15 protein-coding genes are annotated in these 16,249 nt (G+C 71.5%); 5 read left to right on the top strand and 10 right to left on the bottom strand.

Annotated features, from left to right (window positions below):
- Positions 1–667 (top strand): helix-turn-helix transcriptional regulator (locus tag FGF04_RS07310; protein WP_149510435.1); only part of this gene is annotated, 667 nt, incomplete at its 5' end.
- Between the two features lie 280 nt (positions 668–947).
- Here the strand turns inward: FGF04_RS07310 and FGF04_RS07305 are convergent.
- The 5 genes from FGF04_RS07305 to FGF04_RS07285 all read right to left on the bottom strand — a co-directional run bounded on the left by FGF04_RS07305 (position 948) and on the right by FGF04_RS07285 (position 9,262).
- Complete coding sequence (locus FGF04_RS07305; RefSeq protein WP_149510434.1) at positions 948–2,708, bottom strand: coagulation factor 5/8 type domain-containing protein; 1,761 nt, start codon at positions 2,706–2,708, stop codon at positions 948–950.
- 83 nt (positions 2,709–2,791) lie between these two features.
- Positions 2,792–3,604 (bottom strand): SAM-dependent methyltransferase, encoded by an 813-nt coding sequence (locus FGF04_RS07300; protein WP_149510433.1) that lies wholly within the window; start codon positions 3,602–3,604, stop codon positions 2,792–2,794.
- 169 nt (positions 3,605–3,773) lie between these two features.
- The gene (locus FGF04_RS07295; protein ID WP_149510432.1) at positions 3,774–5,219 is read right to left on the bottom strand and encodes a glyceraldehyde-3-phosphate dehydrogenase; all 1,446 of its coding nucleotides are present in this window, start codon (positions 5,217–5,219) and stop codon (positions 3,774–3,776) included.
- A gap of 156 nt (positions 5,220–5,375) precedes the next feature.
- The gene (locus FGF04_RS07290) at positions 5,376–7,922 is read right to left on the bottom strand and encodes a discoidin domain-containing protein (RefSeq protein WP_149510431.1); all 2,547 of its coding nucleotides are present in this window, start codon (positions 7,920–7,922) and stop codon (positions 5,376–5,378) included.
- Between the two features lie 287 nt (positions 7,923–8,209).
- On the bottom strand, positions 8,210–9,262 hold the full coding sequence (locus FGF04_RS07285; protein ID WP_149510430.1) for a YihY/virulence factor BrkB family protein: 1,053 nt from the start codon (positions 9,260–9,262) through the stop codon (positions 8,210–8,212).
- Positions 9,263–9,416: 154 nt separating this feature from the next.
- Here FGF04_RS07285 and FGF04_RS07280 point away from each other — a divergent pair, with 154 nt between their 5' ends.
- Positions 9,417–9,878, top strand: coding sequence for an SRPBCC family protein (locus FGF04_RS07280; protein ID WP_149510429.1), 462 nt, complete (start codon positions 9,417–9,419; stop codon positions 9,876–9,878).
- A 186-nt stretch (positions 9,879–10,064) separates the two neighbouring features.
- Positions 10,065–10,925, top strand: coding sequence for an alpha/beta fold hydrolase (locus tag FGF04_RS07275; RefSeq protein ID WP_149510428.1), 861 nt, complete (start codon positions 10,065–10,067; stop codon positions 10,923–10,925).
- 64 nt (positions 10,926–10,989) lie between these two features.
- Here FGF04_RS07275 and FGF04_RS07270 read toward each other — a convergent pair whose 3' ends face one another.
- On the bottom strand, positions 10,990–11,628 hold the full coding sequence (locus FGF04_RS07270; RefSeq protein WP_149510427.1) for a CGNR zinc finger domain-containing protein: 639 nt from the start codon (positions 11,626–11,628) through the stop codon (positions 10,990–10,992).
- Positions 11,629–11,817: 189 nt separating this feature from the next.
- On the opposite strand from FGF04_RS07270, the gene FGF04_RS07265 reads away from it, so the two are divergent.
- Positions 11,818–12,780, top strand: a complete 963-nt coding sequence (locus FGF04_RS07265) for a pyridoxamine 5'-phosphate oxidase family protein (protein WP_149510426.1) — start codon at positions 11,818–11,820, stop codon at positions 12,778–12,780.
- Between the two features lie 51 nt (positions 12,781–12,831).
- Positions 12,832–13,722 carry an LLM class F420-dependent oxidoreductase gene (locus FGF04_RS07260; protein WP_149510425.1) on the top strand — a complete coding sequence of 297 codons (891 nt, stop codon included), beginning with the start codon at positions 12,832–12,834 and terminating at the stop codon, positions 13,720–13,722.
- Positions 13,723–13,750: 28 nt separating this feature from the next.
- On the opposite strand, the gene FGF04_RS07255 is transcribed toward FGF04_RS07260, so the two are convergent.
- The 4 genes from FGF04_RS07255 to FGF04_RS07240 form a co-directional block, all read right to left on the bottom strand.
- Positions 13,751–14,677, bottom strand: coding sequence for an anti-sigma factor RsbA family regulatory protein (locus FGF04_RS07255; protein WP_149510424.1), 927 nt, complete (start codon positions 14,675–14,677; stop codon positions 13,751–13,753).
- Entirely contained in the window at positions 14,674–15,036 is a 363-nt protein-coding gene (locus tag FGF04_RS07250; RefSeq protein WP_235882227.1) for an STAS domain-containing protein, read from the bottom strand. The genes FGF04_RS07255 and FGF04_RS07250 overlap by 4 nt, the downstream gene beginning before the upstream one ends.
- Positions 15,037–15,123: 87 nt before the next feature.
- Complete coding sequence (locus tag FGF04_RS07245; RefSeq protein WP_149510423.1) at positions 15,124–15,408, bottom strand: zinc-ribbon domain-containing protein; 285 nt, start codon at positions 15,406–15,408, stop codon at positions 15,124–15,126.
- A gap of 196 nt (positions 15,409–15,604) precedes the next feature.
- Complete coding sequence (locus tag FGF04_RS07240) at positions 15,605–16,087, bottom strand: hypothetical protein (protein ID WP_149510422.1); 483 nt, start codon at positions 16,085–16,087, stop codon at positions 15,605–15,607.
- Positions 16,088–16,249 lie beyond the last annotated feature (162 nt).

Here is a 16,249-nt window from a genome sequence, read left to right as displayed (position 1 = left end):
GATGACCCCCTACGGGCTGCCCTACCAGGTGGTGTCCCGGTCCGCGGCGATGCGGGTGACCGCCCTCGACCCCGGGCTCCTGCACGACACCCTGGGCACCCCCGCCGGGGAACGCACCCGGCTGGACTTCCTGGAGCTGCAGGCTCCGACCCCTGCGGCGGCCCAGCTGTGGCAGGCCGCGACCGTGTTCGTCTCCCAACGGCTCGCCGGGCTGGAGTCGGTGCCCTCGCTGCTGTCCGGGCAGCTGGCCCACCTGCTCGCCGTGACCGCGCTGTCCCTGTTCCCCTGCCGGACCCCGGATCCCCGCCGCGTCGACAGCACGGACGCGACCTCGGCGACCCTGCGGCGCGCCCTCGCCTACATCGACTCCCACGCGCACCGGGACATCACGCTCGCCGACATCGCCCGGGCCGCGTGCGCGTCCCCCCGGGCCGTGCAGCAGGCCTTCCGGAGCCGGCGCGACACCACGCCGCTCGCCCATCTGCGCCGGGTCCGCCTGGAGCAGGCGCACCGCGACCTGCAGGCCGCCACCCCGGACACCTCGACCGTCACCCGGATCGCCGCACGCTGGGGATTCGCCCACACCAGCCGCTTCGCGGCCTACTACCGGGAGGTCTTCGGCCACCCCCCGGCCATGACGCTGCGCCACGGCGCTCCACGCCCCTGACGCGGACGCCCGACCGCGGCGTCCGCCCACCGCCCTCCCGTGGCGGCTTCCCGCAGGACAGGCCCTCGGGGTCCGGGAGGTGCCTGTCCGGGCCTGCCGAGGCACGCCCTGCCGCCCACTCTGGCGCTTCGCCGGTACGCCCGTCTGCCCGCGGAACGCAGCACCCTGTCCGCAGAACGCAGCGCCCGGTCCGCGGAACGCGACCTTCGCGCCGCGGACCGGAGCTGATCCGAAAAGGCCGGAACGACCGGAGAGACCGGAGAGACCGGAGAGAAACGCCCTAGGGGTACGAGACCACCGTCGACGGCACCGTGGAAGTACCTGACGTGGGGGCTCCGATGTCATTGATGACGTGGGCGTACTGGCCCGCGCCGCCGAGTGAGACGACGAGGAGGTCGTGGAACTTCACGCCCCCGTTGTTCGGGGCGGCGAAGCCGTGGTGCTGGACGATCGTCGGGTCGACGTTGTAGTAGCAGTAACTGCCCAGCCCCCAGCCCTCGTGGGAGGTGACGGAGTCGGCCACCTTGTACGCGGCGTACCCCCTCAGGGAGCCGTTCTGGATGGCGGCCTGGTTCGGGGCGTCGTAGGCCTTCTCGTTCTGGAAGAAGATGGTGCGGCCCCGCTGGCCGTTCCACTGCACGTCGTACTTGTTGAAGTGCTCCACGAACAGCCCGGTGGCGAGGACGTCGTCGCCGTTCACGACGACGCCGTAGTCGGCCCGGTTGGTCTCCCAGCCGACCCCGGTGCCGTGGTCGGCGCGCCACACCCAGGTGTGGTCGACGATGGTGTGCCGGCTGTTGATCACCATGCTGGTGGTGGCCTTGCCCGCGCCCGCCCCGCCGATGCGGATGAAGACGTCCTGCACGGTGGTCGGGTTGGCGGAGTGGTCCTGCGTCGCGCCCCGGGGGCCCACTTCGAGGAGCGTGGCGGAGTTGACCGGGCCGGCGTCGATCAGGAACCCGGCCAGCCGTACGCCGTCGACGTCGGCGACCTTGAGCGCGGTGACGCCGTTGTCCGGGACGAGGGTGGCGTACCCGAGGCCCAGCACGACGGTGTTGGCCCGGTTCACCTGGACGGGCTGGTCCAGGTGGTAGATGCCGGGCGTGAACAGGAGGTGGAGTCCCTCGGTGAGCGCCTGGTTGAGGGTGGCCGCGGACACGCCGGGCTTGGCGACGTAGAACTGCGTCAGCGGCAGCGACGTACCCCTGGGCGTGCCGTTGCCCCAGGTCACGCCGCGCGCGTTGGTGCGCTTCTCCGGCAGGAAGACGCGGTACTCGCTGCCGTTCAGGTACAGGAAGGGCTTCTCGCGGGAGACGGGCGTCGTGGCGAGGGTGGTGTACGGCGGGTTGGGGAAGCTCTGCGCGGGTGCGCCCTCGACGCCCGAGAACACCATGTTCCACACGGCGTTGACCCAGCCGCCGACGGCGCTGTCGCGCGTGTACCACTGCTGCTGCGAGTACGGTCCGACCTGGCCGTCGATGCGGCTGTCCGCGATGTAGCCGCCGCTGGCCCAGCCGTAGCCGTCCGGGGCGAGGTTGAGGCCGCCGCGGACGTGCATGCGGCGGAAGGGGGCCGCCTGCGCCACGGCCCAGCGGTTGGTGCCGTTGACCGGGACCAGGGCCAGGTTCTCCGCCGAACGCCAGAAGTTCTGCGTGGCGTTGCCGTTGAACCAGCCCGCGTCGACGGTGACGTCGCCGTTGATGGTGGTGTCGTCGGGCGACAGGCCGAGGCCGGCGATGGAGGTGTAGAAGCCGAGCTGAGCGTTGAGGCCGTTGTAGGTGCCGGGCTTGAAGAGCAGTGCGTAGCGGCCGGTGCCGAACTGGGCCGACTCCTGCTGGCGGAACACCTGGTCCAGCTTGGCCTGGATCCCGGAGGTGGACGGGTCGAAAACGATGACGTTCGGGCCGAGATCGCCGCCGCCGGGCAGGGCCCGCGGGGCGCGCGGCGCGGCGGGGGCGGCCGACGCGGGCGAGGACAGGCCGGCCAGGGCCGACCCCGTCGCCACGGCGGCAGCGGCGCCGAGGACGGCGCGGCGGCCCACGGCGGGACGGGGCCGCCGCCACTCGGCGCCGCCCGCCCTCCCGCCGGGCCTCCGGCGAGAGGGCGGGCGGCCCGGCCGGTCCGTCAGGGCTTCACGGCCACCGCGCCGAACTGCGGAACGGTCGTCGGCGCGTCCGTGGTGGGGTGCCAGTGGGTGCAGGAGACGAGACCCGGGTCGAGGAACTCCAGCCCGTCGAAGAAGGCGGCGACCTCGGCGCGGGTACGGGCCGTGATCGGCGGGGTGGCGTTCTCGTTCCAGAACGCCATCGCCCCGACGTTGCCCTCGCCGCCGAGGTCCGGGTCGGTGGTGGGGTGCGTGAGGACCAGGTAGCTGCCGGACGGGACCGCGCCGAGGATCTCGCGCACGACGTCCCGCGCCTGCCCGGTGTCCAGGACGAAGTTGAGGATGCCCAGCATCATCACGGCGACGGGCCGTTCGAGGTCCAGGGTCGCCGAGGCCCGCTCGACGATGGTCCCGGGACGGTGGACGTCGGCGTCGATGTAGTCGGTGGCGCCCTCGGGCGTACTGGTCAGCAGGGTGCGCGCGTGGGCCAGCACGATCGGGTCGTTGTCGACGTAGACGATGCGCGCCTCGGGCGCGATGCGCTGCGCGATCTCGTGCGTGTTGTCCAGCGTCGGCAGGCCCGTGCCGATGTCCAGGAACTGCCGGACCCCCCGCTCCTGGACGAGATGGCGCACCGCGCGCCCGAGGAACTCCCGGTCCGCGCGGGCCACGTCGCGGATGACGGGGAACATCCCGGCGACCTGGTCGCCGACGGCCTGGTCGACCTCGTAGTTGTCCTTCCCGCCGATCCAGTAGTTCCAGACCCGGGCGTTGTGCGCCACCCCGGTGTTGAGCCTCCCCGAAGCGCTGGACGGGGTCTGGTTCTCGCTCATGTCTTCCCTCTCCCACGCCCGCGGCACGGCGTACGGTGCGCGGACGTCTGCGGCCGCCGTGGCGGCCTCGAACCGTCGTTCCCGCCATTCTGCCGCCGGTTGATCACGACGTCCCGGGAATCCGGCTGCGGGGTGCCCCGGGATCCCTTCCCGGGGCACCCCGGTGCGGTCAGGCCGCGGGCGCCGGGTACGTCGGGTACTCGACCCCGGACACGTACTGGACGACGCGGACGACCTGGCAGGAGTAGCCGAACTCGTTGTCGTACCAGAGGTAGAGGATGGCGTTGTCGCCGTCGACCTTGGTGGCCCCGGCGTCGACGATCGAGGCGTGGCGCGAGCCGATGAAGTCGCTGGAGACCGCGTCGGGGGCCGTGGTGAAGTCGATCTGCCGCTTCAGCGGGGACGTCAGCGACACGTCGCGCAGGTGGTCCAGGACCTCCTCGCGGGTCGTCTCGCGCCCGAGCCGCAGGCTGAGGATCGCGATCGAGACGTCCGGCACCGGCACCCGGATCGAGCTGCCGGTGATCGGCGCGTCGAGGTCGGGCAGCGCCTTGGCCACGGCGGAGGCCGCGCCCGTCTCGGTGATCACCATGTTGAGCGGCGCCGAACGGCCGCGCCGGTCCGCCTTGTGGTAGTTGTCCAGCAGGTTCTGGTCGTTGGTGAACGAGTGGACGGTCTCCACGTGCCCGCGCAGGACGCCGTACTCGTCGGCCATCGCCTTCAGCGGCGGGACGATCGCGTTCGTGGTGCAGGACGCGCAGGACAGGATCTGCTCGTCCGGCTTGATCGTGTCGTGGTTGACGCCGTGCACGATGTTGGGGACGTCACCCTTGCCGGGCGCGGTCAGCACGACCTTGTCGATGCCGGGACGCAGGTGCTGCGACAGCCCCTCGCGGTCGCGCCACCTGCCCGTGTTGTCGATGAGGATGGCGTCCTTGATGCCGTACGCCGTGTAGTCCACCTCGGACGGGTCGCCCGCGTAGATCACCTTGATCGCGTTGCCGTTGGCGACGATCGTGCTGTTCGCCTCGTCGACGGTGATCGTGCCCTGGAACTGGCCGTGGATCGAGTCGCGGCGCAGCAGCGAGGCGCGCTTCACGATGTCCTGCTCGCCGCCCTTGCGGACGACGACGGCGCGCAGGCGCAGGCCGTTCCCGGAGCCCGCCTTCTCGATGAGCAGGCGGGCGACGAGGCGGCCGATGCGGCCGAAGCCGTACAGGACGACGTCGCGTCCCGCGCGGCTCTCGATCCTGTCGGCGCCCGTCGCGCCGGCGACGGCCTCGGCGGTGAAGTCCTCGACGGACAGACCGCGCTCGTCGCCGCGGTGGGTGGCGGCGAGCATCCCGATGTCGATCTGGGAGGGACCGAGGTCGAGCGCGGTCAGGGCCTTCAGGTAGGGCAGGGTCTCGGTGACCGAGAGCTCCTCGCCGGCGATCTGCCGGGCGAAGCGGTGGGTCTTGAGGATGCTGACCACCGACTTGTTCACCAGGGAGCGGCTGTGCAGCAGGACGGTGACGTCCCGCTCGCGGTGCAGCTTCCCGATGAGGGGGATCATCGACTCCGCGATCTCCTCGCGGTGCTTCCAACTGGTGAACGCGTCGTCATTGACAGTCACAGGTTTATCTTTCGAGCTAGGCGGTGCTCATATGATAAACCGTGGATGATCTCGCCTTTCACCCGGCCCGGCACCCCACGTCCCGCCACATGCCTGTGGCCCGCCGGAAGGGCGGGCCACAGGTGTCGCTCAACCGCTCACGTGCTCAGCCGGCCGTCACGGGAAGCTCGTGATCTTGGAGGGGATCGTGTCCGACCCGGAGGTCGGCGCGCCCGTGTCGTTGACCACGTGGGCGTACTGTCCCTTCCCGCCCAGGGAGATGACCTGGATGCTGTGCAGCTTGATGCCCGACTTGACCGGCACCTGGAAGCCGTGGTGCTGCACGATCGACGAATCGCTCGTGAAGTTGCAGTAACTGCCCAGCCCCCAGGCCTCATGGGTGCTGACGCTGTCGGCGACCTTGTAGGCGGCGTACCCGACGATGCCGTCATGGGTGACGGCGGCGGCGTTCGGCACGTCGTAGGCCTTCTCGTTCTGGAAGAAGATCGTCCTGCCGCGTTCGCCGCTCCACACCACGTCGTACTTGTTGAAGTGCTCGACGAACAGGCCCGTGGTCAGGACGTCGTCGCCGTTGACCTCCAGCCCGTAGTCGGCCCGGTTGGTCTCCCAGCCGACGCCCTCGCCGTGGTCGGCGCGCCAGATCCAGGTGTGGTCGACGATGACGTCGTCGCTGTTGACGACCATCGAGTGGGTGGCCAGACCGGGTCCGGCCCCGCCGATCCGCACGAACACGTCCTGCACGGTGGTCGGGTCGGCCGCGTGGTCGGCCGACGCACCGGCGCCCCCGACCTGCAGCAGCGTGTCGGACTTCGTGGCACCGGCGTCGATGAGGAATCCCGCCAGCTTGACGCCGTCCACGTCACCCACGTGCAGGGCGTCGACGCCGTTGTCGGGGATGATCGTGGCCAGGCCGAGCCCGAGGACCACGGTGTCGGCCCGGTTCACGTTGATCGTCCGGTCCAGGTGGTAGACCCCGGGCGTGAACAGGAGGTTGAGGCCCTGGTCCAGTGCCGCGTTGATGGTCGCGGCGGTCGCGCCCGGCTTGACGACGTAGAAGCGGCTCAGCGGCAGCGAGGTGCCGCCGGCGTTGGCGGGCCAGGACACCCCGCGGGCGTTGGTGCGCTTGCCGGGCACGAACACCTTGTAGTCGTTGCCGTCCAGGTAGAGGAACGGCTTCTCGCGGGAGACCGGCGTGGTGTCGAGCGTGGTGTACGGGCCGGTGTCGAAGTTCGTCGCCGGGGCGCCCTGCACACCGGAGAACGTCATGTTCCACACGCCGTTGGTCCAGCCGCCGACCGAGCTGTCGCGGGTGTACCACTGCTGCTGCGAGTACGGGCCGACCGTGCCGTCGATCTTCGAGTCGGCGATGTAGCCGCCGGAGGCCCAGCCGTAGCCCGCCGGGGCGAGGTTGAGGCCGCCCTCGACGTGGATGCGGCGGAACGGCGCGGCCTGCGCGACCGCCCAGCGGTCCGTACCGTTGACGGGCTTGAGCGACAGGTTCTCCGCCGAACGCCAGAAGTTCTGGGTGGCGTTGCCGTTGAACCAGCCCGCGTCCACGGTGATGTCACCGTTGATCTTCACGTCGTCGGGGTTGAGGCCGAGGCCGGAGATCGAGGTGTAGAAGCCCAGTTGGGCGTTGATGCCGTTGTACGTGCCCGGCTTCAGCAGGAACTGGTAGCGGCCCGAGCCGAACTGCGCGGACTCCTGCTGCGCGAAGACCTGGTCGAACTTGCCCTGCAGGTTGGGCGTGCTCGGGTCCACGACGATGACGTTGGGACCGAGGTCGCCGCCGCCCTCGATCGGCGGGGTGCTGCCGCCGGTGCCGGTGTGCACCGCGACCTCCCACAGCGAGTAGCCGTAACCGGTGCCGCGGGCGGTGCCGTTGATCCGTACGTAGCGGCCCGAACCGCTCACGTCGTAGGAGGCGGTGCCGCCCGTGCCGTTCGTGACGGACTTCAGGGTCGTCCAGCTCTGGCCGTCGGCGGAGGCCTGGACGGTGAAGTCCTTGCCGTACGCCGCCTCCCAGTTGAGGTCGACCTTGCAGATGTCCTGGACCGAGCCGAGGTCCACCCGCACCCACTGGGGGTCGGAGGCCTGGCTGGACCAGCGGGTGCCGTTGTCGCCGTCGAAGGCGCTCGCGGCGGGCGTGCCGGCGTTCTCCGTGGAGGAGGCGGTGGCCGGCTTGCCCTTGGCGGCGTTGGCGGTCGAGCAGGTGGCGGCCGGGGGGTTGCCGGAGGTGCCGAAGACCTGGAACTCCCAGAGGGAGTAGCCGTACTCGGTGGCGCGGGTGACGCCCTGCATGCGCACGTAGCGGCCCTGGCCGGAGACGTCGAGCGTGTCGGTGCCGCCGTCGCCGCCGGTGACGGACTTGAGGTCGGTCCAGGAACTGCCGTCGTCGGAGACCTGGATCTTGTACGCCTTCCCGTAGGCCGCCTCCCAGTTGAGGACGACCTTGCTGAGGGTGGCCGAGGTGCCGAGGTCCACCTGGAGCCACTGGGTGTCGGTGCGGCCCGAGGACCACCGGGTCGCGGTGTCGCCGTCGACGGCGCCGGCCGCGGGGGTCCCGGCGTTCTCGTCGGAGGAGGAGGTGGCGGTCTTTCCTTGGGAGAGCGGTGCGTCGGCCGCGGCGGCCGGCAGCTGGGAGGGGAGGGTCACGAGCGCCGCCGCCGTGGCGAGCGCGATCCCCAGGGATCTGAGTCTCATACGTTGACTCCGTGCGGGTGTGGAGTGGCTGCGGAGGGGTGCGGGGTGAGCAGGAGAAACCCAAAAGTGGCGCGATGACGCTTAGTTCAGGTGTTGATTTAAGTAATGAATCAACTGCTCGGCAACCCGTCGGACAACACTTCTTCGCGAGAACCCTGAACTTGTCCCGGGACCCCGGAACCGGAACGGGCCGTGGAGGTCACGCCGCACTCACAGGTGCGGCGTGACCTCCACGGCCCGATGGCCGGTTCCGCGCGGCCCTCCCGGACCGCGTGCGGCGCGTGCCCTCATTCCCCCACGCGGCGCTGTTCCGTCTCGTTCCAGGCGCGGGTGTCCCGGGGCGGGAGGTAGGGCTCCTCCGTCTCCGGCAGGCCGCCCGCGATGGCGCGCTGGCGGGCCATCTCGGAGTCGAACTCCAGCCCCAGCAGGATCGCGATGTTGCTGATCCACAGCCAGATCAGGAAGATGATGACACCGGCGAGCGCGCCGTACGTCTTGTTGTACGAGCCGAAGTTCGCCACGTAGAAGGCGAAGCCCGCCGACGCGATCAGCCAGATCACCAGGGCGAGCACGCTCCCCGGGGTGATCCACTTGAAGCCGCGGCCCTTCACGTTCGGGGTCGCCCAGTAGAGCAGGGCGATCATGATCGTGACCAGCACGACCAGCACCGGCCACTTCGCGATCGACCACACCGTCAGCGCGGTGTCGCCGATGCCCAGCGCCCCGCCGACCTGGCTGGCCAGACCACCGGTGAACACCACGATCAGCGAGCTGACGACCGCCAGGACCAGGAGCACGACGGTCACGCCGAGCCGGATGGGCAGCACCTTCCAGACCGGGCGCCCCTCGGGGATGTCGTAGACGGCGTTGGCGGAGCGGATGAAGGCGGCCACGTAACCGGAGGCCGACCACACGGCGAGGACGATGCTGACCACGGCCATGATCGAGCCGACGCCGCCCCGGCCCTGCAACTGCGTCACCGCGTCGCTGATGATGTCCCGGGCCGATCCGGGAGCCAGTTTCTGGAGGTTGTCCAGGACCTCCTGGGTCGCCGACTTCCCCGCGACGCCGAGCAGCGACACCAGGAGCAGCAGCGCCGGGAACAGCGAGAGCACCCCGTAGTACGTGAGGGACGCGGCGCGGTCGGCGAGCTCGTCGTCCTGGAACTCCTTGACCGTGCCCTTGAGCACGGCCATCCAGGACCGCTTCGGCAGCTCGGTGGGCTTGTCCGGTGCCTGCTCGTCGATCTGCTCGATCGTCCGTCCCGACTCCTGGGCCCGCTGCTGCTCGGCGCCCGGTCCGGTGACGTCGCCCTGATCGGAATTCGATGTCCTTGCCATGGCGGACGGGTATCCCGACGCGTGCGACCCATGCGCCGATCGTCCGGAACCGGGAGTTGTAGCCGGGCGCGTACCGGGTACCCGCCGCGGCGAGACGAGATCCACGGGGCGGAGCATCCGCTCCGTGGCCGCTTTGCAGAGAGGAGTCACCCTGATGAGCACGGTCAAGGAATCGGTCGAGGTCGACGTCCCGGTCAGTGTCGCGTACAACCAGTGGACCCAGTTCGAGGAGTTCCCGAACTTCATGGAGGGGGTCGAGGAGATCAAGCAGCTCGACGACCGCCACAACCACTGGACCACGAAGATCGCCGGGGTGAAGCGGGAGTTCGACACCGAGATCATCGACCAGCTCCCTGACGAGCGCATCACCTGGCGCACGGTCGGCGGCGACACCCACCAGAAGGGCACGGTCAGCTTCCAGCGCCTGGACGAGACGCACACGCGGGTCCAGCTCGCGATGGAGGTCGAGCCGACCGGGGCGGTGGAGAAGGCCGGCGACCTGACGGGGACGATCGACCGCCGCATCAAGGGTGACATGCACCGCTTCAAGGAGTACATCGAGAAGCGCGGCGGCGAGTCCGGCTCCTGGCGCGGCCGTATCCAGCCTGGCGGCTGACCGGTCCGGCTCATTCGGCACACACCCCCGCAGGGCACGACGAGGCCCTCGCGGGGGTCGCCGGTTCCGGACCCGGCACCGCCCACCCGTGCGCGTGCACGAGCGGCGCGACGGGACGAACACCCACACAAGGACTTACTTACGACCGCGGGCCCACGTGCGCGCGGGCCATCGGGAGGCGGGGCGATGTTCGAGGGTTTCACCGGTGAGACTGTCCGGCTCCGCGACTCGTCCGTCTTCGTGCGGCACGGCGGCGAGGGCCCGCCGGTGGTGCTGCTGCACGGTCACCCCAGGACCTCCGCGACCTGGCACCGGGTGGCGCCCGCGCTGGTCGAGCAGGGGTTCACCGTGGTCTGCCCCGACCTGCGCGGGTACGGACGCTCCCGCGGCCCGGCGCCCACGGCGGACCACACGGCCCACTCCAAGCGGGCCGTCGCGCAGGACGTGGTGGAGGTGCTGGGCGCCCTCGGCCACGACCGGTTCATGCTCGCCGGGCACGACCGCGGGGGCGCCGTCGCGCTGCGCCTGGTCCTCGACCACCCCGGGGCGGTGTCGCGCGTCGCGTTCGTCGACTGCCTGCCCATCAGCGAGCACCTGTCCCGCATCACCGCGAAGTTCGCCACGCAGTGGTGGCACTGGTTCTTCTTCGCCCAGCCGGACGTCCCCGAACGGGTCATCAACGCCGACCCGGACAGCTGGTACCGCGGCGACCCGCAGGTCATGGGACAGGAGAACCACGACGAGTGGCGCGAGGCCGTGCGGAACCCGGACGTCGTACGGGCGATGCTGGAGGACTACCGGGCGGGCCTGACCGTCGACAGGCGCCACGAGGAGGCCGACCGGGCCGCCGGCACACGGATCACGTGCCCCGCGCTGGCCCTGTGGTCGCTCCGGGACGACCTGGAGGACCTCTACGGCGACCCGCTGAAGATCTGGGCCGACTGGGCCACCGACGTACGGGGCCACGGGATCGACTCGGGCCACCACGTGGCGGAAGAGGCCCCGGAGGACCTGACGGCAGCCCTGGCCGCCTTCTTCGCCGGCTGACCCCCTTGAAGTCCCGGGCGTGAAGTCCCCGGGTGCCTGGCAACGGCCGGGCGGAGCGCCGCTGTCAGGCGGTGCCCGGGCGGTGGCGCTGGTAATGGCGGGCGGACCGGGCGCGGTTGCCGCAGCCCGCCGAGCACCACTCCCTGCGGGGGTGGTTCTTGACGAAGTACAGGACGCAGCCCGGCGCCAGGCAGGCGCGCAGCCGGTTGCGGGCGTCCTGGGCGAAGAAGGCGATGGACTCCTCGGCGAGCGCCGAGACGGCCGCGGAACCCGCCTCTCCGTGGGAGCGGGTGTGGCGCGAGGGCTCCTGACCGGGTGTCCAGGACAGCACCGACCAGTGCGGACTCTCGCCCGCGGCCCGGTTGAGGGCGGTCACCGCGGCCTCCAGTTCCCGGGTGCGGGAGGCGGCCGCCGGGCGCGGATCCGCCGTGACCTCCGCGGCCAGCCGGCGCAGGGCGTCGCGCAGGCCGACCAGCCGGTCGCCGAACCGGCCGAGCTCGTCATCGGTGAGGTCCACCGGGCCGTCGGGGCAGTCGGGGCCGTCGGGTGCCGTGAACCCGGTCCGGGCGGACACGGCATGCAGCCAGGCCCGGACGCCGCCAGGGTCCCGCAGGGCATCGTGCACCCCGTCCCGGTCCGCCCAGGCGGTGTTCATCAGCTCCACGGGCAGTGGCTCGCCCAGGAGGGGTGCACTGGTCTCCATGTCGTGGAGGCTACCCCACTTCTAACGGTTGAGACCGACTCCATGCGTTGACAGTGATGCCCGCACCTGTCATGGTCCTTCTAATGGTTGGTGGCGCATTCAAGCGTCAGAATCAGCGTGAAAGGGTCCTGCCGCCATGACGACCGGCAGGGCCGCCCACCTGCTCGCGGACGTGCGGAAGGCAGACCGATGACCGAACCGACGGACCAGGCCCTCACGGGTTTCCACGAAGGTGAGCTGGCCGTTCAGCGCGCGGCCGGAGTGGTACAGGCCGCGGCCGGCCTCACCCGCATGCTGGACCCCGCCGACCTGCGCGGCGGCGTGACCCGCTTCCTGGCCGAGCGCACGTTCGCGGCGATCACGGCCCGGGACGCCGACGGCACGCTGTGGATCTCCCCCCTCACCGGATCGCCCGGATTCCTCCACGTCGCCTCACCCACCACCCTCGACGTACGGGCGCGGCCGGCCGTCGGCGACCCGCTCCACGACCTGCCGGCGAACCGGCCCGCCGGACTGATCGTGGTCGAGTACGCCACCCGCAGGCGCCTGCGGATCAACGGGACGTCGACCCGCGCCGACGCCTACGGGCTGCGCATCGAGGTGGAGCAGGCGTACGGCAACTGCCCCCGGTACATCCCGCGACGGCACCTGCGCCCCGCGCCCGGCACGGCCGCCCACGGCGCCGAGCCTGTACGCCGCGCACACGCCCTCGCCCCCGACGACGCCGACCTGGTGCGCCGCTCCGACACCTTCCTGATCGGCACCACCCATCCCACCCGCGGGAACGACGCCTCGCACCGCGGCGGGCCGCCGGGATTCGTCCGCGTCGAGGACGGGCGGCTGTGGTGGCCCGACTACGACGGCAACAACATGTTCAACACGCTCGGGAACCTCCACGTCGACCCCACCGCCGCCTTGCTCTTCTGCGACTTCGCCACCGGCCGCACCCCGCACCTGTCCGGCAGGGCGACCGTGGAACAAACCGGCACGGGCGTGCCCGGCGACGACGACCGCACCGGACGCCGCGTCCGTTTCACCCCCGAACACGTGGTGGCCGGGCACCTCCTGCCGCTGCGCGCCGACGCCGTCACCCCCGCTCCGGACAACCCGCCGCTGACCGACCGGCCCGGCCAGGTGCGGCGGTTCGGGTGAATCGGGGKTCTCGCAGGAACAGGGGAGCACCGGACCGTTGTTGATCAGGGCATGACTTCGACAACACACCGGCCCCTCGGACGCATCGGCATCTGGAGCGGCGCCCTGCACGCGTCGCGGGCGGACGACGCCGGCAGGAAGGCCATCGCCGAGGCCGTCGCCGAGCTCGAAGAACTGGGCTACGGCACCGTCTGGCTCGGCGGCAATCCGTCCCCCGACGACGCCGCGGCCGTCCTCGCCGCCACCCGTACGATCACCGTGGCCACCGGCATCCTGAGCATCTGGGAGCACACGCCGGAGGCCGTGGCCGCGCGCATCGCGGCCCTCGACGCCGACGCGCGCGAGCGGTTCCTGCTGGGCCTGGGCGTCAGCCACAGCGTGCTGGCACCCCGGTACGCGAAGCCCTACAGCGCGATGGTGGCCTACCTCGACGCCCTCGATGCCGCCCCCGAACCCCTGGACGACACCCGCCGGGTCCTGGCGGCGCTCGGCCCGAAGATGCTGAAGCTCGCGGCCGGCCGGGCACGGGGAGCGCACCCCTACCTCGTCACCACCGAGCACACGGCGCAGGCGCGCGGGGCGCTCGGACCGGACGCGGTCCTCGCCCCGGAGGTCTCCGTCGTGCTCGACACCGATCTCGACCGGGCGCGCACCACCGCACGCAACATGCTCGCCATGTACCTCCAGCTGCCCAACTACACCGACAACCTGCTGCGCCTGGGGTACACCGGGAGCGACTTCGAGGACGGCGGCAGCGACCGTCTGCTCGACGGCCTCTTCGCCCTGGGCGACGCCGAGCGCGTACGGGCACGGACCCGCGCGTACTTCGACGCCGGGGCCGACCACGTCGCCCTCCAGGTGCTGACCGCCGAGGAGGGCGGCGCCGGACTGCCGAGTGCCGTGTGGCGCGAGCTCGCCGGAGTGTTCGCCGACGAGCTGTAGGAGGAGGCGGCGGGCCGGCCGGGCGTCCTCAGCAGTCGACGTAGCAGCGCACGGCCGTGCCCTCCGGCCCCGTGTGCACGCGTACGAGGTCCATGAGGTAGTTCACCAGCAGCAGACCCCGGCCGCCCAGCTGCGCGGGCGGCGAGGGCTGCCGGCCGGCGAGCGGGTCCTTCATGCACCCCTCGTCGCGGACCTCGCACACCACCTGGCCGTCCTCGGCCCACACCCGGACCGTGCCCGTCCCGCCGCCGTGCACCACGCTGTTGGTGGTCAGCTCGGCCGCGACCAGCGCCAGGTCCTCCAGCCGGATGCCGGACAGCCCGAACCGCGCGGCCTGCTCGACCACGAAGTACCGGGCCGTGGGCAGCTCGTCCGCGCCGAAGACGTACTCCTGCGCGGCCTCGGACGGATTCAGCGGCTCGTTGTACAGCTCGACGACCCGCTCGGGAGCGTACGACGGGCTCTTTTGCTCCCGGCCCCCGGAGATCACCACGGGATGCGTCGCGTACGCGTCGGTCAGCGCCCGCTCGTCGAGCCCCTCCGCGTCGTACGGACAGAGGATCGTCGCCTCCCGGCCCTCGAACGCCGAGTTGATCAGGGCCTCGTGCTGGACGCAGGCCGGGTACTCGGCCTCGGAGCGGCCGGGCCAGACGGGCTCGCCGATGATCCGCACCCGGGTGTCCGGACGGGCGTCGGCGAAGACGCGCAGCACCTTGGGGATGATCCGCCCGGGGTTGCGGCCCGCCTGCGTCATGTCGACGAACGTCACCTCCGCCGCGGCGTCGCCCAGCGCCTCCTGGACGACACCCAGCTTCTGCGCGGGCACGGCCACCGCCACCGGCTCGCCGGCCTCCAGACCGGCCCGTACGAACGGCACCGTGCCGTCGAGGTACTCCTGCTCGCCGCGGTAGAACAGCGCGGGGTGGACGAAGGGCCCGGCGGTCGCGGCCGTCATCGCGACACCACCTCGACGCCCCGCAGACCCGGCCAGAACATGTCCAGCACCCGTCCCACGGCGGCGGGCGGCTGTTCGAGCATGATGCGACGTCCTTCGGGAAGGGACCGGGCGGCTGCGGCGAGGGCGGACACGCCGGCGACGTCGACGAAGGTGACCGCCGAGAGCTCCAAGTGGTACACCTCCCCGTCGTCCTGAGCCATTCTGCACAGTGCCTGTTCCCAGGCCGAGCGGGTGGTCAGACTGATCTCACCCGCGGCCTGCCAGCCCGCACGGTCCGCCAGCGGGCGCACCTCAAGGGTTCCCACCGACCGCGCCGGCGACACGTCCGGCGGATCCGTCTCCCACGCCCTGTCCACGCTGCCCCCCGGGGTGCCGTCGCCTCACGTCCATTATGGCTTGCCGGGGACCCGCGCGGGGCCCGGCGGCCGGAGCCGCGGTGCGGCTCAGCCCTGGTAGGGCTGCTGCTGGGGCTGGTGGCCGTGCGGCTGCCCGCCCGCGCCCTGGGCCTGCAGCTGCTCGGCCTGCTCCTTGCCGATCTTCTGCTGCGCGCCGCAGAAGGTGCACTGGGTCGCGTACTTCGTCGAGACGGGGAACAGCGGCACGAAGAACAGGGTGAACTTCGTGACGCGCTTGCTGAGGGTGTGCGCGGCCGGGTTGCCGCACCGCCCGCACAGCAGCGTCAGTATCGCGAGCTGGTAGAGGTAACCCTTGGTGCCGAAGATGATCACGTCGGTGTTTCCTTTCGGGGCCGGTGGTGCCCGAGGTGCGGTGCGGCCGGGCGCGCCGTGCGCCCACCCACCCCACAGTCTCGTGCACGACTGGGTGCCCCGGGGACGGCGGTCCCATGTCGCCGGCCTCCCACCTGTGCGGATCGCGTCCCGGGCGCGACCGGGCGGCGCGCGGGCAGCCCGGTCGCCCCGCGGATCAGATGCCCATGGAGGCCATCTCGATCGCCGAGCGGTAGTTGGCCGAGGCGGTCACCACGCAGGCCCGGTAGGTGCGGTTGTCCTTCACGGCGAGGAAATAGTCCTTGAGGTTCTTCCAGTAGCTGAGCAGGTACCCGACGCCCGGGACGAAACCCGCCGGGCGCGGTACCAGCGCGAAGGCCTCGGAACACCGCAGGATCTCGCCGGTCGCCGTGGAGAGCACGTCGGCGACCTCGGGGTTCATGTTCCAGCCCGCCGCCAGGTCGGCGTTCCAGATGGCGGCGGCCACCTCGCGCAGGTGGGCCTCCTCCTCCGGCGTGTAGCTGCTCTGCCCGGACGCCGGCTGCGGCGCCGCGGACACCGCGGCCGCGACCGGTGCGGGGGCCGGGGCCGCGGCGGCGGAGACCGCCGTGCCCGAGACGCCGAGGAGGAGCGCCGCCGCCGTGACCGCCGCCGCGTACGTGACCCGTCTGTCGCCCATGCTGATCCGTCCCCTCTGCCGATGTGCCCGGGACCCGTGCCCCGGGCAGCCCGACGCTGTCATGTGCCGCGCAAAGGGGTCAACGGCGACATCCTGCCAGCCGCGGCCGACGGGTCCCGCTTGACGGCGGCGGGCCAAGTGGCCGTCAAGCGGGACCCGTTG

It is taken from the genome of Streptomyces apricus (genome assembly GCF_008369065.1).
Classification (GTDB): Bacteria; Actinomycetota; Actinomycetes; order Streptomycetales; family Streptomycetaceae; genus Streptomyces; species Streptomyces apricus.
Note: the sequence above shows the minus strand (reverse complement) of the source record. Positions and strands in the feature narration are given on the sequence as shown.

Coding starts and splice junctions, on each gene's coding strand:
- FGF04_RS07300 (WP_149510433.1), bottom strand. CDS start 3,604: ATGAGCGAGAACCAGACCCCGTCCAGCGCTTCGGGGAGGCTCAACACC.
- FGF04_RS07290 (WP_149510431.1), bottom strand. CDS start 7,922: ATGAGACTCAGATCCCTGGGGATCGCGCTCGCCACGGCGGCGGCGCTC.
- FGF04_RS07285 (WP_149510430.1), bottom strand. CDS start 9,262: ATGGCAAGGACATCGAATTCCGATCAGGGCGACGTCACCGGACCGGGC.
- FGF04_RS07280 (WP_149510429.1), top strand. CDS start 9,417: ATGAGCACGGTCAAGGAATCGGTCGAGGTCGACGTCCCGGTCAGTGTC.
- FGF04_RS07275 (WP_149510428.1), top strand. CDS start 10,065: ATGTTCGAGGGTTTCACCGGTGAGACTGTCCGGCTCCGCGACTCGTCC.
- FGF04_RS07270 (WP_149510427.1), bottom strand. CDS start 11,628: ATGGAGACCAGTGCACCCCTCCTGGGCGAGCCACTGCCCGTGGAGCTG.
- FGF04_RS07265 (WP_149510426.1), top strand. CDS start 11,818: ATGACCGAACCGACGGACCAGGCCCTCACGGGTTTCCACGAAGGTGAG.
- FGF04_RS07260 (WP_149510425.1), top strand. CDS start 12,832: ATGACTTCGACAACACACCGGCCCCTCGGACGCATCGGCATCTGGAGC.
- FGF04_RS07255 (WP_149510424.1), bottom strand. CDS start 14,677: ATGACGGCCGCGACCGCCGGGCCCTTCGTCCACCCCGCGCTGTTCTAC.
- FGF04_RS07240 (WP_149510422.1), bottom strand. CDS start 16,087: ATGGGCGACAGACGGGTCACGTACGCGGCGGCGGTCACGGCGGCGGCG.